A 25,177-nucleotide genomic window follows, 5' to 3' on the forward strand; every position below is an offset into this window, starting at 1 on the left:
AAACCCCACGGAAAGGGAAGTGGACAGCCGGAGTGGTGGTCAAGCAGTAGCTATTATTCCATAATAGCTACTAGAGGGAGCGTAAATCTGAGCATTTAGTGATAAGGACTGAGCGAATTTCGCTCCGTTTTTCTTTTCTAGCAAACCTTTTAGTAGTTAAAGACATTATCAGGGTATTTTCTTGATCAATATGGTCTATTCAACATATAATTGGCAGTACAATAAGACCCTCACTTCAAGTAATAAAGTGAGATCAATATTGGTAAGTGGTGGGATAAACAAAATTCCCAACTGATTGAAGTCGCTTTATAAGGCTAACGTAGGAATAGGATACAAAAAAAGAATGCTACGGTATCCAATTAATCGCCAAAGCTGATCAGTGCCATGTCTTATTATGTCACGAAAGACTTTGATGAGTGAACAATGATTAAGTAAGATAATAGCAGAGTCTATCATTTCTATATTTAAAATAGAATAATCTTTTTATTAATATTGGAATATCATCGCCCAGTAAAGAAAAACACGTAGCTTTATTCAAGATTTCTTTTACCTCTCACTATAACTCTAAATGGAAAATAGTGAGCAAAATCATCTGTCGATGACTGATATGCTCCCCTTAAGGTAGACAGGTAAAAAATAAAATCCATTTTTATTATTTCCACTGTCTACTTGACAGGGAGCAGTTCAGACTTTACCAACTAATCTTCTTATGTTTATAACAGCTAATATTATTCATTCACACCGTAGCTAATTAAATTCGTAAATATTCTATAACCGCCTGGGACTTGGTTATCTATTTGTCGATAAAATACAAGATTTGTATACAAATAAGTCCCTTTGCCATATTCCGCCATTAAAATGCCGCTCGTAAATGGATCTTCATTTGGATCAGACATGCTAACAAAGGTTTCAAAGTTGCTGTCCCAGCTCATCGGGAAGTATAATCCTCTTTCCTGCACCCAGTTTTGCCAATCATTTTCTGTAATTGTATTAGGGTAATTAAATAACTTGTGCTCAGGCTTCAATATGTTCACAACAGCATTTTCATCCGTTACACGCCATTCGATAGATGGACTTCCGATTTTTAATTGGTAAGGTGCGCTATTTTGAGTGTCCCAGTTATCGCCCGGTTTGTGATATTGGACAACGAGGTGACCGCCATCTTCAACATATTGAAGCAAACGTTGATTATTGGTCACTAAGTCTGTTCGAGATAAATTCGCTCTTATACCTGTAATAATGGTATCAAATTGTGAAAGATCTCCGGATGATAGATCTTCTTCTTTTAACGTTGTAACATCAAATCCAGTCTCTATTAAATAATCGGCTACTTTATCAAAACCACTTTCAATATAGCCGATTTTTAAGTTGTCTGGTTTTAATAATTTAAAAGCTTCCGCGTTAATCATTGAAGGATATTGGTAATAGGAATCTTTTATATGATCATATTGAATTTCTTGTACCGCTGTTTGATAGGTTTTTCCACTTGAATTAACTTTTGCCTCAATAGATAGACTGCCTTCTTCTATTTTAGAAGGGGGAATTAGATTGAATGTCACCTCTTTTTCATCATATCGTTCTTCGAATGAAATGTTGCTCTGCTTTGGTTCACTATTCCATCCCTTAGGAAGATTTAATGAGACGCTACCTTTTCTTTTTCCAGAGCTATAATTTTTAACAGTGATCGTAACAGGTATTTTGTCTTGAACGTCAGCTGTATTTACCACTATATTTGTTGGATTCGTAGTGACACTAAGTTCTGGTAAAATGGCCAACGTTTCTGGAAGCTCTTCGATAGCTGTAGCTTTCGTACCTTTTCCATTCATTGAAACCTTTGTTTTGATAATAGGTTCCTCATAAGGTTGAAAATACCCTGCGTTTTTTGGTACTTCATAGTCAAAAATAATAGTTTTTGATTCATTTGGTTTTAATGACTTTATCTGCTTTGAATTTACGTTTACCCAATCTTTAGGTAGAAGTAGATCAGCATTTATTTTTTTGAGTGTTTTCTTTCCTTTGTTTGTAAGTTCCATTGTAATAGATGATTGCTCACCCTGTGTAACGATAGATGATGCTGCACGGGTTTTAATTTGTAAGTTTGAAGCTGTAAAAATAACTTTTTGTAACTGTTCCTTTTTAAGTTCGAGTTTATGAAGCAGATCACGCTTCATTGATGTATCAAATTCTGTACGTTTTGTTTTATTTATGATTCGTTCAACAGTTTTCAGTGATTGCTGTGACTTTACGAAAATGGATTCTCTGTTTGGATATTCTTGAATAATCGAATCTAAGTCGTTTTGTAATTTTTTTAAATGATTGCTTATATTCTTTTTAGATATTCGTTTTGCCCAATCATTAAAGTCATATGCTATCCCATCAAATAGTTCGGTATTGTTATCTTCTACAGATTTGATTAACTCTAAATGTATTTGCCGTGGTTCCGCTGGAATATCGTTTCCCATACCTTGGCTCTTGTGCATATATCGAGACGCTTCTCCTAATTGTGGATACGTCATTTCATATATAGGATCATAATCACCAATTTCAATGGAAGTAGATGCTGTATCTTTCGACGCAGCAGGTAGATACATTTTTTTAATCTGCCAAGTAGATAAACCATTTTCTAGTTGTTCTGGGTAAACATTAGGGTTTGCTGCATCTTCAAATGCTCTTTCAGTTAGAAGACTTATTGCTCGATGGTGTCCATGTTGACTATCAACATTTCGAAAAGAAGGCATAACAATATCTGGCTGTTGGGTTCGAATAAATCGAATGAGTCTTTCATAAGTTACATTCTCTCCCCATTTGTCTAGCGTTTCTTCTGGTGATTTAGAAAATCCAAAATCATAAATAGTGTCAGAAGTCGTCCTGCTTAAATGAAAAGCTTTTACACCAGTAATTTTTGCAGCTTCGATCATTTCATTAGAGCGAATGATTCCAAGCGCATTGCCAAGTTCATCACCTATTTCGTTTTGTCCGCCTTCTCCACGGTTAGCAATTAAACTTGTGGTTTTAACACCTAACCCCCTAGATAAATAGGCGAGAAAATCACTTCGTTCATCGTCGGGGTGAGCACCTGTATTTAAAAAAGTAACGGTCGTGCTCAAAGGATGAACAACATTCCAAAGTTCTTTATCGTGCTGTTTATCTGTTTCTTTTGCACTCCCATTGATAGATGTTAGGCTGAATACTAATAGCAAAACAAGTAAATTAGCAATAATTCTTCTCATGTATGAAACCCCTTTCAAAAAATGGATTAAAACACACTTCCCTCCTTTAAAATAATGTAGGTTAGTAAAATTTACTAACTAACTTGATGTAAACTACAACAACAAGATAACATAATTTGAACTAATGTAAATATTACAAAATATCTATTTATTTAAAATGAGTAGGGAAATAGTTGCAAAATTTTATTTTTCCCACATATAACTGGCAGTAAGACCTCAACTCAAACAATAAAGTAAAAACTAATGTTGGAAAGTGTAGGATCAACTGCCAGTAAATGTCCGATTGGTTCAAAGGCCTTTAGGTCATACCCTTGTGGTACTAACAATCAGTGTAGGTTTAATATCCCCAACTGATTGAAGTTTCACTTTATATGAATTTTTTAATTATTTTATCTTTACAATGATAAGGCTTTCATTTATAATAATTAAAGTTGTTAGATTAGTAAGTAAACTTTACTAACTAAAATGCAAGGAATATCAGTATAAGGAGCTTATATAATGCACAAAGGTAATCCATCCTATATGAAGCAGATGAATCGAAGGCTAATAATCAATTACATTAAAGAAAATGAAACGGTAAGCCGTGCAACAATTTCAAAGCAACTCTCGTTAAGTAAACCGACAGTTTCTGCTGTAGTGGATCAGCTTTTAAAAGAGGGCTGGATTTTGGAAACTGGTAGTGGAGAAGCTTCTTCGAGTGGAGGAAGAAAACCAGTTAATTTAAAGTTTAATCCTCATAAAGCTTATATTATCGGAGTTGATATTGGTGGTACAAAGGTAGCGATAGGCATTACAGATTTAAATGGATCTATGATTTCCTTTAGCGAGTTTCCTACCCAAGTTTATTTAGAAAAAAATTTATTTGAGCAGATAAAAAAGCATGTGGAGGAACAAAAAGAGAAATTAAATATTGATAACTCAAAGATACTTGGTATGGGTGTAGGTATACCAGGAGTAGTACATGTAGAAAAAGGAATAGTAAAGGAAGCTCCTGCTTTAAGGTGGATTAATTTCCCTATAAAAAAGGAGTTAAACAGCAAATTTAATTTCCCCATTTATATTGATAATGACGTTAATATTAGTGTGTTAGGGGAACATTGGAAGGGTATTGGAAGTACTCGTTCAAATCTGATCTACATAGCAATCGGTACAGGGATCGGTAGTGGATTAATTATAAATAATCGATTATATCGAGGTAGTAATTATAGTGCTGGAGAGATTGGTTATATGGTTACTGATAAGGAACATGCGCAGCAATATTATCCAGTTTATGAAGGTTATGGATATTTAGAAAGCGTTTCCAGTGGTTCTTCTATAGGGAGTCAATTATCGAAAAAATTAAAGAAGACATTAACAGCAAAAGAAGCTTTTAAACTGTATGAAAAAAATAATAAACAAGCAGTAGAAATAATTGAAACTGCAATAGAAAATCTTGGGATTGGTATAGCGAATTATATCTCTTTATTTGATCCAGAAATGATTGTTTTAGGAGGTGGTGTAAGTGAATCGTATTCATTAATAATTAATAAGATGCAACCTATTATTGATCGGTTCACACCTGAAAAATGTGATGTTGTAAAATCAATTCTTGGAAAAGAAGCAGGGGTTGTTGGGGCAGTTGCATTGTTTTTAAAGGAGCATGACAGCATGTTAACAATTAAGGGAGAGGGGTAATTTTAGTGCGTCTATTAAAACGAGGTTATTTATTTTTTTTAGTAGTAATAGTGATAGGTATCCTTTCTGGATGTCTTGCTGGTGGCTCTGAAGAGTCAGGAGGAAAGTCCAAAAACGAATCTGGTAGTGATCTAGAAGAAAAGGTAGTTGTTTATTCTCCTCATGGAAAAGATATATTAAGTGAATTTGAAGCACAGTTTGAAGAGGAATACGGAATTGAAATGGAATTCTTAGATATGGGATCACAGGAAATTCTGGATCGAGTAAGGTCTGAAAAGAATAATACCCAAGCAGATGTCTGGTGGGGAGCACCACAGGTGAATTTTGATCAGGCTAAGGATGAGGGATTACTTGCTGAGTATAAGCCTTCTTATGCAGATGCCTTGGATGAAATGTATCATGATGAAGACTGGACTTGGTCCGGAACCTCCATTACACCAGAAGTTATCTTATATAATTCGAAAGAAATCTCCGCAGAGGAAGCACCTAAAGATTGGGACGATTTACTTGATCCTAAATGGGAGGATGAACTCATTATTCGTTATCCATTAGCTTCTGGTACGATGCGGACAATTTACTCATCGATGATATACAGAACGTATAAAGATACGGAAAGCCCTGATGAAGGTTATGAATGGCTACGTAAGTTAGATGAAAATACAAAAGAATACTCCGCAAATCCGGAGATTATGTACAATCAGGTAGCTAAGGGCGTTGGGAATTTGTCGGTCTGGAATATGCCCGATACCGTTATGCTTGCTGAAGAGAAAGGCTACCCGTTTGACTATGTTATTCCAGAAAGCGGTACACCAGTTCTGACAGAGGGGATAGCAATCATAAAAGATGCACCGCATCCTAAAGCGGCTGAAGCATTTTACGAATTTGTGAATACAAAGGAAGCTGCTAAATTGCTTGCTGAGACATATTACAGAATTCCGACAAGAGAAGATGTAGAAGATTTACCGGAATGGATTACTGAAACGGAGATTAATCCGATGGAAATTGACTGGTCACTGTTTCAGGAAAAACAAAGTGAATGGATGGAGTATTGGGACAATAATATCAAAAATGCAGAAAAAGATTTAAGCGAAGAATGATTGGAATAATGTCAAAGGGGGTTGTTGTGCATGTCAACAGTGAATTTATCTGCAATTACAAAGCAATTCGGTGATGTTACAGCAGTAGAAGAGTTGGACATCCTAATTAAGGAAGGGGAATTTTTTACATTTCTTGGTCCTAGTGGCTGTGGAAAGACAACAACGTTACGAATGATAGCGGGGTTCTATTATCCAACGAAAGGAAAAGTAACATTTAATGATAAAGATATGACTACTGTCCCCCCTGAAAAAAGAAATACAGGCATGGTTTTTCAAAACTATGCCTTGTTTCCCCATATGACAGTTTTTGAGAATGTTGCCTTTGGATTAAAGGTCAGAAAAATAACTAAATCTCAGACTAAAAAGCGTGTGGAGGACATACTCAAAAAAGTTAGACTTGATCAGTATATGGATCGGCAAGTAAGTCAACTGAGTGGGGGACAGCAGCAGCGTGTTGCATTGGCACGAGCTTTAGTCATCGAACCTGACATTCTTTTACTGGATGAACCATTAAGTAATCTAGATGCTAGATTACGAGATGAAATGAGAAATGAAATCCTACGTCTGCAAAGGGATTATGGCATAACAACAATCTATGTTACCCATGATCAGGCAGAAGCATTAACGATGAGTGATAGAATTGCAGTTTTTAACATGGGAAAATGTCAACAAGTAGGAACCCCTACAGAGATTTATAATCAGCCAGTTAATGATTTTGTAGCGGAGTTTATTGGTGAAACGAATTTAATACCTATAGCTTTTAAAAAGGAAAAAAATAATGAGAAAATTTATCACTGTGAACAATTGGATGCAGACATTCAAGTTCAGGCAACAGAGGTAAACATAGCCGAATACAACCGTAATGATCAGCTTTTAATGTCGATTCGTCCCGAATCCGTACAGATAGATAAAGCGTCACTAACAGGGGAAAACGTATTTAAAGGTGAAGTAATACTTGTACAATTTACAGGTGCCTCTGTACACACTTATATTAAGCTAAGTAGCGATGCAATTATTCGGGCAACGGATTTAAATGAAGGTCCAAGTACATATCTAACCAATGGATCAAAGGTAAATGTAAAGCTTCCCGCCGATCAAATAAGAGTGATCCCAAAGGCTAGGATGTGATGAAATGCTAAACGCTGAAAAAAGGAAAACATTACTTTTATTAATACCGGTTATTTTAGTTTTAATTGGGTATGTCCTCTATCCTTCAATTGAGACACTACTTGAAAGTTTTAAGAAAAATGGTGTTTTCTCATTAGAAAACTATTCGGATTTTTTTGGAGAAAAATCTGCTGCAAATTTTGAAGCATTATGGAATTCTGTCTACATTTCACTTTTATCTGTACTTTTAAGTGCATTAATAGGAATCCCCTTGGCTTATATATTTAATAGGTATGATTTTCCTGGACGCCAATTTTTCTCTAATATTGCAATAATGCCAATAGTACTTCCTTCTCTTGTTGGGGTAATGGCATTTATGTATTTATATGGAGAAGCAGGACTTGTTCCAAATGCTATTAAAGATGTACTAAATCTATCAGAGGTTCCATTTAGCATTGGCGGAATAACTGGAATCTTGATCGTACACGCTTATACGATGTATCCATACTTTTATATGACGACATCGTCAGCGTTAAACAATATCGATCCTTCTTTGGAGGAAGCCGCGTATAATCTTGGTTCAAATAAGTTTAAAGTTTTTTGGAAAGTTACATTTCCATTGTTAACACCAGGTTTAGTAGCAGCTTCATTATTGGTATTTATGGTTTCAATGGCGTCATTCAGTGCCCCATTTCTTCTGGCAGGCGGCTTTCGAGTTCTAAGCTTGCAAATATACTTTTCTAAAATCAATGGGGACCTCGAAATGGCTGCTACTCAATCGGTTATTTTGTCAGTTGTCTCCATATCATTCTTGCTATTTATGCGCTGGTATCAAGATAGGAAAGACTATCGAATGGCTAGTAAAGGGATAGGAGCTCACCGAAGTGAAGTAAGTAACCCTGTATTAAAATGGTGCATGGTAACTTTAGGGATTCTAGCAATGATCGTTTTACTGTTGCCACATGCTACTTTACTTATTTTATCGCTCGTGCCAGAGGGAGCTTGGACATGGCAAACGTACCCAACAGCATTCAGTTTAGAAAATTTCATCCTGTTATTTGAGGATCCAAATATATGGGATCCAGTTAGAAACAGTATGGTGATGTCTCTTTTGGCATGCTTAGGTGTATTCGTATTTGGAATCATAACTTCATATGCATTGGTTAAACGTAAATTTATTGGAAAGAATCTTTTGGATATATTAGTTATGATTCCATGGGCATTACCCGCTACAGTTGTGGGGATGAATTTAATTCTTGCATTTAACGAACCTTCAGCTTTTTCATTTGGAAAAATTTTAGTTGGCACGTTTTGGATCTTACCATTAGCTTATTTTGTACGATTTATTCCATTGGTTGTTCGATCAACAACTGCTGTTTTAGAACAAATGGATGACTCTATAGAAGAAGCTGCTCAAAATCTTGGAGCCAAATGGTTCTATACATTTAGACGTGTTGTCATACCTATTATTATGCCAGGCGTACTTAGTGGTACATTGTTGGCTTTTGTACAGGCAGTTGGAGAATTTCCTACTTCAGTCCTGTTATATACACTAGATAATCGACCAATTTCAATAGAAATTATGAATCAATTAAGGATGTTCAATATAGGACAGGCATCTGCCTACGGAATGATTCAGGTTGGACTAATTGCAATCGTGATGTTTATTTCATATAAATTTCTCGGTGTGAAAACAGAGAATACATTGTAAATTTACTGAAATATAGAGGTGTATGAATATGGATTTTGTAAAGCAATTTGAAATGGATGAAGGTGTTGGCTTCCCCGGAAAAACATATATAACAGAATTACTAAAGCCTGTTTTTGATGACCAAAAAAAATATTTATTTCATGCTATGTTTATGATCCATAAAGCTCACACAATTATGCTAAAAGAACAGGGGATCATTAGCGAAAATGACGCTGATCGTATACTAGATGGAATAGCAAAAGTGGAGTCGATCAATAAGGATGAAATAGAATATTCGATTCTTTACGAAGATTTATTTTTTCTAGTTGAATCAAAAATTGGAGAGATAATTGGAGAGGAATTGGCTGGTAAAATGCATATCGCAAAAAGTAGAAACGATATGGGAGAGGCGATGTATCGTATTGTCATTAGAGATTATATTAATCAGTCAATCGAGGCAGCAAAAAAATTAGCGGAAGCATTATTATATCAAGCAGAGTTACATGTAAATTCAATTATGCCTGCACACACACATACGCAACCTGCCCAGCCCACTACTTTTGGGCATTATTTACTGGCGATATACGATAATCTTCAAAGAGATATTAAAAGATTAGAACAAGCATATCGAACAGTTAATCAGTCTCCGATGGGAGCAGCGGCTATAACGACCACTGGTTTTCCAATTAATCGAGAACGGGTGATGGAGCTTCTGCACTTTGATGGATTAATTGAGAACTCTTATGATGCCATTGGTACAGGCGATTATTTAATGGAGTCGGCACAAGCTTTAATTAGTCTAATGACGAATTGTGGTAGGTGGATTCAAGAGTTTTTAAGAATGGCATCTAAAGAGGTAGGATTGCTAAAAGTGTCAGATGCATATGTGCAGGTAAGCAGTATTATGCCTCAAAAAAGAAATCCAGTTTCGATGGAACATTCACGTGCAATTGCTAGTAGTGCGGCTGGAGAGGGGATGACTGTTATTCATATGATTCACAATACGCCTTATGGAGATATTAATGATACGGAGGATGATTTGCAACCTCATCTATATCTAGGCTATCAAAAAGCTTTACGAGTTCTTAAATTAATGCGAGCGGTTATCGTAACAATGAATTTTGACCAAGAAAAGGCGATTCAACAGGCTAAGAATCATATGATCACTATAACAGAATTAGCCGATGTATTAGCTCGTGACTATCAAATTCCTTTTCGGAGAGCGCATCAGAAAGCGAGTAAGATAGCAAAAAAAGCGTTGAACCTTGATAAAGAATTGTACGAAATCCCCGTCGATCAAGTGAATGATTGGCTTGAAGATGTAACGCTTTCTAACGAGGCTTGGGACATGATTGTTGATCCTATTTGTTTTGTGGAAAGAAGGAGCATTACAGGGGGGCCAAGTCCGAATGTGGTTACAGAAATGATCGCTAGAAGGAAAAATAAAAGCGAATAAGCGAAGAAGAAAATGAGGAAGAAAAAAACGAACAACTGAAAATGATGATTCGTGTGACGAAGCTGCTCTGGATATATACTCCCTTTCCGTGGACGGCTGGTGAGCCTCATGGTGCTTACCCACAATAGGGGCTCACTAATGCCTTTTCACCAAAGCTTCGGAAAAGCCCTATTCTTTTTCATAGTCTAGGAAATAAAGGGAATAGTACGAGAATACGTGTTTTATTTAATTTTTAATGTATTCAACCACAGACGGTGCTGGTTCTTTTTCAGTGTAAGCTATCCAGTATTTTATCTCTCTCGTGTAACTTTCTGTTTGTTGATGGTAATAGGTTACTGATTTAACTGGCACATCAAACACATTTACTTGCTTCACCTCAGGATCATCAGGTTTTATAAGATATACATATCTCGAATCTTCATATTGCAAAATGGTAGCGTCACCAGATCCAGCAATCCACTTTAACGTACCATTATTATTTTTTATTATAGCTAAATCCAATCCTCCATTGAAATTGACAGTAACACTGTAAATATAATCATCAATTATCAAGGTCAATTATTTCTTCATATTTAAATTCATTTTCATCCATTAAATTCTCTAGTTGTTCTTGAAAGGAGGAGTTTTCTTGGCTTTTGTTCTTCTTCGCTGTTTCTGCCTCCTCTTGTTCATTAGAACACCCCACTAAAAACATGAACAGACATAAAATAAAGAATAATTTTCTCAATTTAAATCGCCTCCTGTATTTAATAACGTATAAAAAAAGAAAACGTTTCAGTAATAATTTTTAGTAAGATTATACATACTTTAAAACTGATGAAGGCGTCTAATTTGATTTTTATCCCGCATATAACTGGCAGTAAGCCCCGCTTCAAGCAATAAGGTGAAGCCAATATGGAAAAGAGTGGGGTCGACTGCCAGTAAATGATCCGATTGGTTCATCTAACAATCAGTGGGTTGATAAACCCTCCCCACTGATTGAAGTTTCACTTGATATTCTTACTTCTGCAGGTTTTTCTATAAATATTAAATCTCATTCTTTTTCTGTTCATTCCTTTTTGATTATTTTCGTCATCAATATGTTTGGATGCACATGGAGAAAGTCGTAGAAGCTGGAAAACCTCGAAAAAAACCAATTTCTAATAGTAACTGTGATATGGATGGCAACAAGAACTATGTAAAAGGTTGATTTAATGGAACAAGAATTTAATTCAATATATTTTTAGTTTTTCCTTCAAATGTAACGAATTACTTAAAAGTATAAAAAAACGATTCCTGATAATCTCAAGAATCGTATTATATCCATATTTATATCTGATGCTGGTGAGAGGATTCGAACCTCCGACCCCTTCATTACGAGTGAAGTGCACTACCAGCTGTGCTACACCAGCAAATTCATAATGAATATGATACTACCATTTCTATTTTTCTTCAAGTCTCTTGCTTATCCTATGTTTTTTCCTTTAACCAGAAAAAACTTTACTGGACTTACCTATCGATAAGAACTATAAAACATGTAAAGGAATAGAGTGATGTTTACGATTAATAATCTGATTAATGATTTTTAACTATGAGAAAAACATATTCAATTATAGGGAGAAATTTTTAATGGGGCTGGGACAAAACACAACTTCTTTACTCAAAATACGAATAATCTTTTCATCTCATATGACTAGCAGTAATACCCCCACTTCAAGCAATAAGTGAAACCAATATGGATAAGTATCGGATCGACTGCCAGTAAAAGTCCGATTGGTTCCAAGGCCTTTGGGTCATACCCTTGTGGTACTAACCATCCGCGGAGATAACAAAACTCCCACGGATTGGGTGTTCCCACTGGATAAGGAAGGCTCCGGTAGCGATACATCGCAAGCAGAAAAAGCGTTCTTCATTTTCAAGGAGAGTCTCGCATATTTCAGGTACTAGATGAATGTATTTTGATCAAAAAACGAACAATTCGATCTTATTGTTCGTTTTTGTTGTTTCTTCATTACTTTTATTCCAATTCCTTCATGTAAATTAGTACTTTTGGTAACTTAAATGCTCCTTTCGTATATCGGCAGCAGCCTCAACCATTATTTTTAAGGCTCCAATGGTCTCTTCCTCATTTCTTGTTTTTAATCCACAGTCGGGATTTATCCAGAATTGCTTTGGAGGAATGGTCTGTAATGCACGATTAATATTCTGTATAATCTCCGACTTTGCAGGTATTCGGGGACTATGTATATCATATACACCGAGTCCAATTTCTTTTTCGTACGTATTCTCTTCAAACGTAGTTACCATCTCCCCATGACTTCTTGATGTTTCAATAGAAATGACATCTGCATCTAATGCATCAATGGTTTCATAGATATCATGGAATTCTGAATAGCACATATGCGTATGAATTTGTGTGCTATCTTTCACAGCTGAAGTTGCTAAGCCGAAAGCATAAACTGCTGCTTCTAAATAATCTTCCCATTTCCTTTCATCTAACGGTAACCCTTCACGTAAGGCAGGCTCATCTACTTGAATAATTTGAATACCATTTTCTTCAAGTGCTTCAAGCTCTTTTCGCAGTGCCAGAGCTATCTGGTTTTGTATCGTAAAACGTGGAGCGTCATCATGGACAAAGGACCAATTTAAAATAGTGACAGGTCCAGTTAGCATTCCTTTCACTGGCTTTTCTGTTAACGATTGTGCATATACACTTTCCTTAACTGTCATTGCCTTATTAAAGGATACATCACCAAAAATCAAAGGTGGTTTTACACAACGGGAACCGTACGATTGCACCCAACCAAATGCTGTGACCTCAAAACCATTTAGTTTTTCACCAAAGTATTCAACCATGTCAGTTCGTTCAAACTCGCCATGAACTAGAACGTCAAGCTCAAGCTCCTCTTGAATAGTAATCCATTTATCGATGTTATCTTTTATAAATTGCTCGTATTTTTCATTAGATATTTCCCCTTTGCGCCACTTTGTTCTTGTTTTTCTTACTACTGGGGTTTGTGGTAAGCTCCCAATTGTCGTCGTTGGTAATAATGGAAGTTTTAATTCGTGTTGCTGCTTTTTAATCCTCTGATTGAACGGTAATGGCCGCTTTGCATCGGAAGTATCTAGGCTCTGAAGCTCTTTTCTAACTTGGTCATTTGTTCGCAATGCTGAACTATTAAAGCGCGCAAGCTGTTCTTGGTTCGTTTTTATTTTAGTGGCAATACTATGCTCTCCATCGTTGCAGCCCTTTGTAAGTGTAGTAATGTCTTCAAGCTTTTCGTCAGCAAAGGATAAGCCAGCTTTTATATCTGGATTTAAATCCACTTCTAGCTTTTTCGTTACCGGTACATGTAATAAGGAAGAGGAAGGCTGTAAAATAATATCTTGAATAGTCGTAATTGATTTTATTTCTTCAATAATAGAAAGCTTATCTGCTATGTTTTCTTGCCAAACGTTTCGACCATTAATAATACCAGCAGCTAATACTTTATCTTTAGGAAAACCAAACTGCTTAATTAGTTGTAAGCTATCACCATGAACAAAGTCAAGACCGATTGCTGCAACAGGGAATTCAATAATAGATTCATAATTGATCACATGTTCAAAGTATGTCTGTAAAATGAGTTTTAGTTTTGGTGCTGCTTCGCAGAATTGCGTATAGACTTTTTTTGCTTTTTGAATCACTGCATCATCTAATTTGGTTCCAAAGATAGGCTCGTCTATCTGGACCCATGTAGCTCCTGCTGATTCTAATTCCTCCAATATTTGCAGATACAATGGAACAAACACATCCAGTAATTCATCGAATTCTTCCTCTTTATACCCCTTTGCTAAGCTTAAATATGTGATTGGGCCTAAGATTACAGGTTTACCGTCGATACCTAATTCTTCTTTTGCTTCCTTATAAAAAGCAAGTGGACGATTTTCTGTTAGTATAGGCTGTGCATGTTCCAATTCGGGAACAATATAATGATAGTTCGTATTAAACCACTTGGTGATTTCTGAAGCAACAGCATCTTTAGTTCCACGGGCAATAGCAAAATAGGTTTCTAAATCAACCTTTCCACCATTGTAAGAAAAACGTTCTGGAATAACACCGAACATTGCTGATGTGTCAAGCACATGATCATAGAAAGAGAAGTCACCAACTGGTATTAGATCAATGCCAAGCTCCTGTTGCTTTTTCAAATTTTTTAACCTGATTTTATCTGTTTCTTTAATTAATTGTTCTTTTGTAATTTCTTCCTTCCAAAAGCTTTCCAGCGCTCGTTTCCATTCTCTTTTTTCTCCAATTCTTGGGTAACCTAAGTTAGAGCTAATTGCAGTAAATGTCATTCTTTTTCCTCCTGTAATTTGTATTTTGGTTATATTCGTTTCATCATTGATGAATGGTTTATCTCTAAAGATTTATGGATATAGTTTACTAATTGTATACTGATGTCATAACGCATAAATGGGGTTACTAAATAGATGCCTTGGAAATGTGTTAGCGCAGTATCAAGCAATTCCTTTGCAATCTCAATTCCTTGCTTGATGGACTGTTGCTTATCTACTGCTACGTTTTTCATTCGTTGCCGAATAATTTCTGGCATTTTAATTCCTGGTACTTCATTGTGCAGGAATTCTGCATTTTTGGTTGATGTCAATGGCATAATGCCTACATATATTGGCTTATCTATATGATGTGTTTCTTCGGCAAGCTCGATAATTTTTTCTTTACTGTATATTGGTTGTGTTAGAAAGTAATCAGCACCTCGATCTATTTTTCTTTCCATTCTCTTAACAGCTTTATCTAGTCTTGCAACATTGGGATTAAAGGCCGCACCAACTTGAAACTTAGTAGGTTGTCTAAGTGATTTACCAGAGAATGACAAACCTTGATTAAATTGTTTTATGAGTTTAATTAAGTCAAGTGATGTTAGGTCGAAAACCGATGTTGCCCCAGGGAAATCTCCTATTTTAGTAGGGTCTCCAGTAATGGCTAGGATTTCATTGATCTCAAGTGCATGTAATCCCATTAGATGTGATTGCAATCCGATTAAATTGCGATCTCTACAAGTTAAATGCACGAGTGGTTTGATACCGATTTCCTGTTTGATTTTTGCAGCGATTGCTATATTGCTGATTCTAGGTGTTGCCAATGAATTGTCAGCAAGTGTAATTGCATCAATACCTGCTTTATCTAAAGCTCTAATCCCTTCCAAATACTCCTCCGTATCTAAGTGTTTCGGTGCGTCGAATTCAACGATAATAGAATGTCTTTGCTTTACCATATCTATTAAGCGGGGCTCTTTATCTATTGGACTATTACGAATTTCAATCGGTTCTGCTTTAGGAATTACTTCTTTTTCCTGTAACGGCTCTAAATCTTTAACGCCCTCTGCAATTGCTTGAATATGGGCGGGAGTTGTTCCACAACATCCTCCAAGAAGCCTTACCCCTTCATTACGAAAATCTTTGGCACAGCTTTTAAAATAATCTGGCTCATTTTCATAGATAAGTTTTCCGTCACGATATGCAGGAAGACTAGCATTTGGATAAGCTGCAAGAAATGACCTTTCTAGTAAAGGGACCTCCTTTAAAGAATCAAGCATATGAAATGGACCTAAGCGGCAATTAATTCCGACAATATCTGCTCCTGTGTTTTGTAACCGTTGTAATGCCTCTGGTAAAGGGATGCCGTTTTGTAGTATACCTGCCTCATGCATGGATACATTCGCTATAATTGGTAGCGCTGTCTCTTCTCTAGCTATTTCAAGTACAGTTGTCAACTCTTCTAGATCGTAGTAGGTTTCTAAGATTAGACCGTCTACCCCCTCCAATAGTAAACAATATAACTGTTCTCTAAAGCTTCTCTTAATTTCATCATTCGTGGCTTGAAGTGTTTGTGTACCATGTATACCACCAATCGTTCCAAGCACAAATACATCCTCACTAGCCGTTTGCTTTGCTATTTTTATAGCGGCTGTATTGATTTTTTTTACTTGATCCTCTAATCCATATCTGGCGAGCTTAATATAATTGGCACCATACGTATTTGTTTGAATTAAATCAGCACCAGCATGAATATATGCTTGGTGAATTTGTGCAATTTGTTCTTCTAATGTAAGATTTAATTCTTCAAAGCAGTGATCCACTCCATAGGAATAAAGTAAAGACCCCATTGCACCATCACCAATAAGGATTCTTCTATCTAATTCAGTTAATAAATCCATCTCTCATCACACTCCTTTCCAATTTTTATTTAAAAAAAGACACCCTACTAATACGAAGAATATATTCTTCTTCAAGTGGGTGCCTTTAGTCGTCTAATCAGCATAAGCGAAAGTTATTTAAGTAGCTTTACTTCGACTTTGCAAATATGGCCATTGGTGTTCCAATAAGCGCAACATACGAACAAAGTGGAGTAATAATGAAAGAAGTGAAAGAATTATTTTCCTATCACTTTCTCTTTACTTTTGGTTTTAATGGATAGCGTTTTTTCTCCGTTGTGTCAATTTGTGTAACCTCTCCTTCATGAACCGTAATTACTAATGATCCAAACTCGACCCTTTGAATTGCTGAAATAATATCGTTTATTTTCGTATCATCGATCTGTGCCATCTGATCCCTCCTTTTAAATCACCAAAATAGTTAGAGAAAAAAATAAAAACCTCTTTTCAGATTGAAAGAGGTTTGATTGGCTTATACATTACAGTTCCCATCTTTCAAACAACTTTCGTTTGCTGGATTTAGCACCGTATTACTCTTTTTGAATGAGTATGGTTGCCGCAGGATCAATGGACCAGTTTCCTCCCCTGACTCTCGATAGGTAAATTATGAAGTTTTGATTGTACTCATTATCTTAGAAAGTAAATAGACTGTCAAGAGAAAATTTTAAAAAATTATTACATTTCAAAAATACGATAGCTAAGTGGCTGTATTATTAATGGATCGGTTTTAGAATCCAATGCTTTCCTGATCATTCCTTGTTTTGATAGGAACCATTCACTAATAGATTTAGTCTCGTCCATGATAGAATGGATGCTAAGCTTTGTTTTCATTTTTCCTGCGTGTAAAATAAAAACTAGGCACCTATTTATATTCCTTTTTTCATAGCAAATAAGATTTGCTTCATTATCATCATAAATAAATCTGAAATTACCATAATTGCCAAAAAGGGGATCTGTTTTTCGCAATGTGATGAGTGTTTGAATGAATTGAAATAGTTCAAGATTTTGCCTGTTGGTGTTCCATTCCATACATGAGCGACATCCAGGATCTTCACCACCTTGCATGCCAATTTCATCACCGTAATAAATGCAGGGTGTTCCCGCAAATGATAGTTGAAATAAATACATTAATTTTACTTTTTCTACATTACCATTTGCTAATGTTAACACGCGAGGCGTGTCATGACTATCCAAGAGATTAAAGGCTACTTCATTAATATTTCGTGGGTACATATGCAGTAATGTTGAAATTGACGCTGTAAAGTCAGATGCTTTTATTTCATTTTTGCCAAAAAAATCAATGACACTGTTTGTAAATGGATAATTCATAACTGCATCAAATTGGTCTCCATGTAGCCAAGGCATTGAATCATGCCAAATCTCACCTAAAATATAGGCATCTGGTTTGGCCTCTTTAACTGTACGACGGAAGTCTCTCCAGAAAGAATGGTCAATTTCATTAGCAACGTCTAAGCGCCAGCCATCAATGTCGAATTCCTTTATCCAATAACGAGCCACTTGTAATAAATAATTTCGTACTGCAGCGTTTTCTGTATTTAATTTGGGCATTGTCGATACAAAAGCAAACGTATCGTAATTTGGTACTGGTTCCGTACGGATAGGAAAATCTTTTATATGAAACCAATCCGTATAACTTGATTGCTCCTGTTTTTCTAGTACATCCTGGAACGGAGGAAAGTAAAATCCACTATGATTAAAGACAGCATCGAGCATTATTTTTATGCCCCGCTGATGACATTTTTTAACCAATTCACGAAACAGCTTCTTGTCTCCAAATTGTGGATCAATTTCCATGTAATCTATCGTATCGTACTTATGATTTGAGTGCGCTTTAAAAATCGGTGTCAAGTATATTCCATTAATTCCTAATGCTTCTAAATAGTCAAGGTGGTTAATTATTCCTTGGAAATCTCCTCCAAAAAAATTAGTGGGGCTAGGGCAGGTTGAATTCCAAGGTAAACTTCCCTTAGGATTTAATTTCTCATTATCATTTGCAAAACGTTCAGGGAATATCTGGTACCATATTGTTTTCTTAACCCAGTCAGGTGGGTTGAAAACATCTGTTTTGTTCAAGTATGGAAAACAAAAATAATGAGCTATGTCTTTAGGAGGATGTGTAAAAAATCCTCCCTCACTGTAAATATAGGATTCTTCATCGTCAGAACAAATGAAAGCATAACGCATTCTTCGGAATGTAGGTTTTACTTGTGTAAACCAAAAATCATGGAAATGAGTAGAGCCTGATTTTTCCATCGGTTTTATGGTTGTCTGCCATTGACCATCTATCCAATCATAAGGATCACCATGGATAAGATCAATGGATTGTATATCACTCTTTTTTGTTTGCAAGAAAATATGTAATGTATCACAGTCATATGCATAGGCGAAATTATTTTTTGGTCGGTGATAGATAGCTTCTTTGTGCATTTTTCTCCTCCTTTGTACAATCGTTTGCGCTATTTTAAAAATAAGACGAAAATTTAAGGAATGTTTATCCCATATATAACTGACGATAAGACCACACTTCAACCAATAAAATGAAAACAATATAGGGAAGCGGGGGATAAACAAAACCCCAACAGGTTGAAGATTCACTTTATCGATTATCTTAACATTATTTATTTAATAATGTAAGCGCTATATTATTAGAAGAGTAAATAATATGAAGTTTCTAAATTTCAGTTGTGTTTTTAAAGAGAATCTGTATAATTAATATACAAAGATTGCGCAAACGTTTTCATTAAAAATGCAATCTTTCAAATTAATAAATTTAGGAGGAGTACAGGGTGAAAAAAAGCTTCATTTATTTATTTGTATTGGTAGTAGTGGCTGGGATTCTAGTCGCTTGTGGACCAGATCAACCAAAGGAAGACTCTAGCAACGATGGGAAAGCCGCAGAGAATGAAATGCCGGAAAAACCAGATTCTCTGAAACTTTGGGTGAATGCAGAGGAAAAACAACAAGAAGCAGTTAAGCAAATTACGAAAAATTATACGGAAGAAACAGGTATTAAAGTAGACATGGTTCCAGTGGATATGTTGGAGCAGGTTGAAAAACTGGACGTGGAAGGACCTGCTGGGAACGGACCTGATATCATTTTTCAACCACATGATAGAATTGGTGATTTAGTACTTAGGGGATTAGTAGAACCAGTCAATTTCGGAAATAAAGAAAGCGATTACACAGATACCGCTTTACAAGCTGTACAGTATGAAGATAACTATTGGGGATATCCTGCCGTCATTGAGACGTATGCAATGTTCTATAATAAATCGTTAGTAGAACAGACACCGGAAACAATGCAAGATATTATGTCAATTGCGGAGAGAGATACAGATACAAGTAGTGATGAATTTGGATTCTTAATGGAAGCAGCTAACTTCTATTTTGTTTATCCTTTCTTTTCTGGAAATGGAGCATATGTTTTTAGGAATGAAGCTGGTAACTATGATATTTCAGATATTGGATTAGCTAATGAAGGATCTGTAAAAGGAGGGGAACTTGTACAAAAATGGTTTGATAATAACTATATTCCTCAAGATCTGACTCCAGATATTATGAATGGTTTATTCCAAGAAGGAAAAGTTTCAACTGTTATCAATGGACCTTGGATGGTACGAGAATACTCGGAAGCTTTAGGTGATGACCTGGGTGCAGCTCCATTACCTGTTTTAGAGAATGGAGAAAATCCGAAGTCATTTGTAGGAGTTAAATCCTATATGTTGTCTTATTATTCCGAGAATAAGGAGTGGGCAGAGCACTTAATGGCTTATATTACCAACTATGAAAATTCGATGATTTATTACGATGTTGCTGGAGAGATTCCTGCTCGTGATGATGCGATGGAAGATCCAGTAATTGCGGATGATTCGATCTTTTCAGCATTTGCGGAACAAACGCAGTATGGTGAACCTATGCCAAGTGTTCCTGCTATGCAGCAAGTTTGGGACCCAATTAATGATGCATTAAATTTTATCTCTAAAGGGGAACCAGTGAAAGATGTCTTGGATGAAGCCGTTGAAACGATTCAGGGGCAGATAGACGCATCTGGAGCAAATTAGGCACAAGACGCTGGGACATAACAAAAATGGACTAAAAACGAACAATAAAGGGAAAATTTAATCAGTAAGGGTTTTGTGTATCCCCCACTGATGGTTAGTACCACAAGGGTATGACCTAAAGGCCCTAGAACCAATCGGACATTTACTGGCAGTTGATTTCCCACTTAATCCATATTGGTTTCACATTATTGCTTGAAGTGAGGGACTTACTGCCAGTTATATGCGGGATAAACCACGCCAGCTTCTGAAACATACGTAGACTTCCACGGTAAGAAAGGCATCACAATGTATTAGCTTGAGAAGTCTCATCAGTTGTCCGCACAAAGCGAAGTGTTTTCGAAGAGCTTCGTTGTACGAACCATCATTTTTTTTATTGGGTCAAAACACTTTTGTCCCAGCCTCAAGATTTTTAGAGTTACCAAGTGATTTGTGAAATATAGGAGGAGACTGGAATGGCAACAAATGATAGTAGTAGCGGTACCTGGATAAAAAAACCTCGTAATATTGCTACGATTTTATCCATTATTCCAGGATTAGGGCAATTATATAATCGTCGTTTTCTGAAAAGTATTATCTTTTTGATTGTGACGGTATCATTCTTGGTTACAACATGGCATTATATTGATATTGGAATATGGGGATTATTCACTTTGGGAACAATTCCTCGAGATCATCATTCTATTCAACTACTAATACAAGGGTTAATTTCACTAATTATTTTAGGATTTGGAATTGCTATCTATGCTTTCAATTTGAAAGATGCTAGATCAGATGCAATAGCTAGGGAGAATAATAGACCAAATCCGACTTTAATTCAAGGCGTAGCAGCCTTTTATAACAATGGCTTCCCATACTTTATGATTCTTCCTGGTTTACTATTGCTTTTATTTATCGTGGTAGTACCGTTATTGTTTATGTTGGCATTAGCATTTACTGATTATAATCAATACAATGCTCCACCACGACACTTATTAAACTGGATTGGCTTTGATAATTTTGTGGATTTAGCTAATGTAGGTATTTGGAAAGATACATTCTTAAGTGTATTCACTTGGACAGTAGTTTGGACAGTAGTGGCTACAACTTTCCAAATTATTTTAGGATTGTTTTTAGCATTACTCGTTAATGACAAGCGAATTAAATATAAGCGAACGATTCGAACGATTTTAATTCTACCGTGGGCAGTACCAGCATTTGTATCGATTCTAATTTTTTCTGCCTTATTTAACCCGACTTTTGGTGCCATTAATCGAGATATCTTAAGTCAATTTGAAATCATGATTCCTTGGCTTTCGGATCCATTCTGGGCAAAGATAGCATTAATTATGATTCAAACCTGGCTTGGTTTTCCGTTTGTATTTGCTTTATTTACAGGAGTGCTTCAAAGCGTGCCTCAAGACATGTATGAAGCGGCTGACGTAGATGGCGGAACTCGGTGGCAAAAGTTTCGTCACATTACATTGCCTCATGTACTATTCGCAACAGCACCGTTATTAATCATGCAATATGCAGGAAACTTTAATAACTTTAACATTATTTATTTATTCAATGAAGGGAATCCAGCTGTTCGTGGTCAAAATGCAGGAGGGACGGATATACTGATTTCTTGGGTCTATAAACTTACATTTGAAACAAATAATTACAATATGGCTGCTGCAATTACAATTATAATGGGAATCATTATTTCTGCATTTGCGTTTTTCCAGTTTAGAAAAACGGCATCCTTTAAAGAGGAGGGACGTTATTAATGGCTATGTCACCAAAGAAAAAATCGAAAGTAGAGGTAGCACTCATTTATGTATTTTTTCTTATGATGTTCGTAATTATTGGTTATCCTTTATTTTGGGCATTAATGATGAGTCTCAACCCAGGCTCAAATATGTTGGTCACGGATTTATTTCCTGAATCTCCAACATTAGAACATTATAAATGGTTATTTACTGACCCGAATAGTGACTATATCATTTGGTATAAAAACAGTCTATATGTCGCGATAGTTAATGCGGTCGGTTCGGTCATTATTACTTCGTTAATAGCATATGTATTTTCACGATATACATTTTTGGGAAGAAAATATGGGTTATATATGTTTTTGCTTTTACAAATGTTTCCTGCATTAATGGGGATGGTAGCACTTTATATTTTGTTAAACACAATTGGTTTGACCGATTCGTTATATGGGCTTATGTTAATATATCTTGGAGGACAAATACCATTTAATGCGTGGTTAGTAAAAGGTTATTTTGATACGATTCCTAAGGAGTTGGATGAAGCTGCAAAAATAGATGGAGCAGGACATTTAAGGATATTCTGGACAGTTATGTTGCCATTAGCTAAGCCGATTCTTGCAGTAGTAGCTTTGTTTAACTTTATGGCACCTTTTATGGACTTTTTATTGCCACGTATCGTATTAACTAGTCCAGAAAAGTATACATTAGCTTTAGGCTTATATAATTTTATTAATGATCAATTTTCCACTAATTTCACTCGTTTTGCTGCTGGTTCAATACTGATAGCTGTACCAATTGCATTCGTATTTTTACTTTTACAGCGATATTTAATTTCTGGACTAACCTCTGGGGCTACCAAAGGGTAGGTTAAAGAAATTTAATTTCATCCACAATATGTAATTAGTTTGTTATAATAAGTTAAATAAACTAGCTACGCTACTATTAATGCATTTTTAAAAGTAAACGGAGACAGAGGGTGTGTGAATACTGTGGTAACAATTAAAGATGTGGCTAAAGTAACAGGTGTATCACCTTCGACTGTTTCTAGGGTAATTGCTGATAATCCACGAATTAGTCCTGATACAAAAAAGAAGGTAAGAAAAGCGATGAAGGAATTAGGCTATCATCCTAATGTTAATGCTCGCAACTTGGTTGCTAAGTCTACGAAAGCAATAGGAGTAGTCATGCCTTCCTCTGCTGATAAAGCACTACAGAATCCTTTTTTTCCGGAAGTTCTTCGGGGAATTGGTTCAATCACTCATCAAATGCAATATTCAATGACACTTTCCAGCGGTGAAACAGAGGATGAAAATTTTGCTGAGGTAGAACGAATGGTGTATGGCAGTTATGTCGACGGGATCATATTGCTATATTCGCGTGTAAACGATCGAATTATGAGTTTTTTACGAGAAAAGCGCTTTCCCTTTGTAATCGTAGGAAAGCCACATGAGCATATTAATGAAATTACGCATGTAGATAATGATAATTTCACAGCGGGAAAAGAAATTACTGCACATCTCATAAATGAAGGACATGAGCGAATCGCATTTATCGGTGGATCGAGAGATTTATTTGTAACGAGAGATCGAGAAGCTGGATATGAGAATGCGTTACTAGAAGCAAACCTAGCTGTTCGAAAGGATTACTTAATCCATACGGAATTTCTTAAATCTGGTGGAAGAGAAGCCGTTGCTAAGTTATTATCACTTGAGGTACGACCGACTGGTATTGTCGTTAGTGATGATTTAATGAGTCTCGGTGTATTAAGTACTTTGGAAGAACTAGGGCTGCAGGTTCCAAGAGATATTTCATTAGTAAGCTTTAACAATGTATATTTATCGGAAATGACAAGCCCAGCGTTAACCACTGTCGATATTCAAATATATCAACTAGGTGCACAGTCTGCAAAAGCGCTAATCGAAAAAACGAAGTCAAAAGATGAACCAGAAAAAAGAATAATAATTCCTCATCAGATTATTTATAGAGATTCTGTAGGAAGTATATAGAAGAAAACATGCCTGAATCGAAATATACGTTTCTTTTCAAGCATGTTTCTATTTTCACGATTAATTATTAAATTGCGGTAAATAATGTTTATGTGCTGCTAATAATTCTTCCATTATTTGTTTAGCTTTTAGATCACTCGTAACCAATGGATTTATACAAAGCGCTAGCAATGCTTTTTGAGATGAGCCAGATATTGCAGCATCAATAGCAGCAAGCTCAAATGACTTTATTTGTTGAATAAGTCCATTTATTGAAGGAGGCAGTGCACCTACTGTTAGCGGAATCGGTCCATTCTTAGTAACGACACAATTGACTTCAACAACCGTATCATTAGGTAGATTGGAAATGGCTCCATTGTTTATAACGTTTAAGGTTTGAATATCCCCTTTGTCGTTATGAATGGAGGAAATAAGGTCGCATGCTACATTACTATAATAAGCACCGCCTCGTTGTTCAAGCTGTGGTGGCTTGATATTTAGGCTTGTATCTTTATATAGTTCGAATAATTGATTTTCCAACTCCTTTACCACCTCGGCTCTTGTTTTGCCTTGACGGTATTCCTCTAACTCTTTTTCTAGGATTTCTCCAGTTTTATAATAATATCTGTGATATGGGGACGGGATCATTCCTAGTCCTTTTAGAAATTCTTCTTCCCATGGTATTGGTGTAATATTTTTCATCGATAATTGATTTTCTGAATTAGCTAGTAATGCAATCACTTCATGCAACCTCGATTTTCCATTCACATGTACGTCCATTCCGTATGACATATGATTTAGGCCAGCAAATGTAATGTGAATGTCGTCAACTGGTACATCTAACAGCTTGGCAATGGTTATTTTCATATTAATAGGTACATTACATACGCCAACAACTTTATGATGGCTACTATGTTTTAATTAGGAATATT

At 35.9% G+C, this 25,177-nt stretch carries 17 protein-coding genes, 1 tRNA gene, 1 pseudogene and 1 riboswitch; of the genes and pseudogenes, 9 read left to right on the forward strand and 10 right to left on the reverse strand.

From position 1 onward, the window contains the following. Positions 1-728 precede the first annotated feature (728 nt). Positions 729-3,230 carry a PIG-L family deacetylase gene (locus Q1A47_RS06360; RefSeq protein WP_166530197.1) on the reverse strand — a complete coding sequence of 834 codons (2,502 nt, stop codon included), beginning with the start codon at positions 3,228-3,230 and terminating at the stop codon, positions 729-731. A gap of 498 nt (positions 3,231-3,728) precedes the next feature. Here Q1A47_RS06360 and Q1A47_RS06365 point away from each other — a divergent pair, with 498 nt between their 5' ends. From Q1A47_RS06365 to argH, 5 genes are read left to right on the forward strand one after another with little or no spacing between them, the layout of a single operon-like run. Continuing rightward, positions 3,729-4,904 carry an ROK family transcriptional regulator gene (locus tag Q1A47_RS06365; protein ID WP_166530196.1) on the forward strand — a complete coding sequence of 392 codons (1,176 nt, stop codon included), beginning with the start codon at positions 3,729-3,731 and terminating at the stop codon, positions 4,902-4,904. A gap of 5 nt (positions 4,905-4,909) precedes the next feature. Next, on the forward strand, positions 4,910-6,001 hold the full coding sequence (locus Q1A47_RS06370) for an extracellular solute-binding protein (protein ID WP_026680406.1): 1,092 nt from the start codon (positions 4,910-4,912) through the stop codon (positions 5,999-6,001). Between the two features lie 30 nt (positions 6,002-6,031). Then, a complete protein-coding gene (locus Q1A47_RS06375) occupies positions 6,032-7,129 on the forward strand; it encodes an ABC transporter ATP-binding protein (protein WP_166530195.1) in 1,098 nt (365 codons plus the stop codon). Between the two features lie 4 nt (positions 7,130-7,133). Beyond that, positions 7,134-8,819 (forward strand): iron ABC transporter permease, encoded by a 1,686-nt coding sequence (locus tag Q1A47_RS06380; RefSeq protein WP_166530194.1) that lies wholly within the window; start codon positions 7,134-7,136, stop codon positions 8,817-8,819. A gap of 28 nt (positions 8,820-8,847) precedes the next feature. After that, positions 8,848-10,254, forward strand: coding sequence for an argininosuccinate lyase (gene argH, locus Q1A47_RS06385; RefSeq protein WP_026680403.1), 1,407 nt, complete (start codon positions 8,848-8,850; stop codon positions 10,252-10,254). Between the two features lie 225 nt (positions 10,255-10,479). On the opposite strand, the gene Q1A47_RS06390 is transcribed toward argH, so the two are convergent. The 8 genes from Q1A47_RS06390 to Q1A47_RS06425 form a co-directional block, all read right to left on the reverse strand. Beyond that, entirely contained in the window at positions 10,480-10,812 is a 333-nt protein-coding gene (locus tag Q1A47_RS06390; protein ID WP_152525404.1) for a hypothetical protein, read from the reverse strand. After that, entirely contained in the window at positions 10,796-10,981 is a 186-nt protein-coding gene (locus tag Q1A47_RS06395) for a hypothetical protein (protein ID WP_166530193.1), read from the reverse strand. The genes Q1A47_RS06390 and Q1A47_RS06395 overlap by 17 nt, the downstream gene beginning before the upstream one ends. 80 nt (positions 10,982-11,061) lie before the next feature. Further along, positions 11,062-11,196, reverse strand: a complete 135-nt coding sequence (locus tag Q1A47_RS06400) for a hypothetical protein (protein WP_299631168.1) — start codon at positions 11,194-11,196, stop codon at positions 11,062-11,064. Between the two features lie 376 nt (positions 11,197-11,572). Beyond that, a tRNA-Thr gene (locus Q1A47_RS06405) sits at positions 11,573-11,645 on the reverse strand. A gap of 628 nt (positions 11,646-12,273) precedes the next feature. Next, the gene (gene metE / locus Q1A47_RS06410) at positions 12,274-14,571 is read right to left on the reverse strand and encodes a 5-methyltetrahydropteroyltriglutamate--homocysteine S-methyltransferase (protein WP_166530192.1); all 2,298 of its coding nucleotides are present in this window, start codon (positions 14,569-14,571) and stop codon (positions 12,274-12,276) included. Between the two features lie 29 nt (positions 14,572-14,600). Next, positions 14,601-16,451: a bifunctional homocysteine S-methyltransferase/methylenetetrahydrofolate reductase gene (locus Q1A47_RS06415; protein WP_026680399.1), complete on the reverse strand. Its 1,851-nt coding sequence runs from the start codon at positions 16,449-16,451 to the stop codon at positions 14,601-14,603. Positions 16,452-16,677: 226 nt separating this feature from the next. Next, a complete protein-coding gene (locus Q1A47_RS06420; protein WP_080668636.1) occupies positions 16,678-16,839 on the reverse strand; it encodes a YezD family protein in 162 nt (53 codons plus the stop codon). A gap of 94 nt (positions 16,840-16,933) precedes the next feature. Continuing rightward, positions 16,934-17,050: riboswitch (SAM riboswitch) on the reverse strand. Positions 17,051-17,123: 73 nt separating this feature from the next. Then, a complete protein-coding gene (locus Q1A47_RS06425) occupies positions 17,124-18,896 on the reverse strand; it encodes a glycoside hydrolase family 13 protein (protein WP_166530191.1) in 1,773 nt (590 codons plus the stop codon). Positions 18,897-19,255: 359 nt separating this feature from the next. On the opposite strand from Q1A47_RS06425, the gene Q1A47_RS06430 reads away from it, so the two are divergent. The 4 genes from Q1A47_RS06430 to Q1A47_RS06445 all read left to right on the forward strand — a co-directional run bounded on the left by Q1A47_RS06430 (position 19,256) and on the right by Q1A47_RS06445 (position 24,266). Next, positions 19,256-20,530, forward strand: a complete 1,275-nt coding sequence (locus Q1A47_RS06430) for an extracellular solute-binding protein (RefSeq protein ID WP_166530190.1) — start codon at positions 19,256-19,258, stop codon at positions 20,528-20,530. A 452-nt stretch (positions 20,531-20,982) separates the two neighbouring features. Further along, complete coding sequence (locus Q1A47_RS06435) at positions 20,983-22,278, forward strand: carbohydrate ABC transporter permease (protein ID WP_166530189.1); 1,296 nt, start codon at positions 20,983-20,985, stop codon at positions 22,276-22,278. Positions 22,279-22,283: 5 nt separating this feature from the next. Next, entirely contained in the window at positions 22,284-23,126 is an 843-nt protein-coding gene (locus Q1A47_RS06440) for a sugar ABC transporter permease (protein WP_026680395.1), read from the forward strand. Between the two features lie 123 nt (positions 23,127-23,249). Next, positions 23,250-24,266 (forward strand): LacI family DNA-binding transcriptional regulator, encoded by a 1,017-nt coding sequence (locus Q1A47_RS06445; protein WP_026680394.1) that lies wholly within the window; start codon positions 23,250-23,252, stop codon positions 24,264-24,266. A 60-nt stretch (positions 24,267-24,326) separates the two neighbouring features. On the opposite strand, the pseudogene Q1A47_RS06450 reads toward Q1A47_RS06445, so the two are convergent. Beyond that, positions 24,327-25,172: pseudogene (locus tag Q1A47_RS06450) on the reverse strand (6-phospho-beta-glucosidase); the annotation flags it as partial. Between the last annotated feature and the right edge of the window lie 5 nt (positions 25,173-25,177).

Origin of the sequence: uncultured Virgibacillus sp., assembly GCF_947495635.1 — a bacterium.
Classification (GTDB): Bacteria; Bacillota; Bacilli; order Bacillales; family Amphibacillaceae; genus Virgibacillus; species Virgibacillus salarius.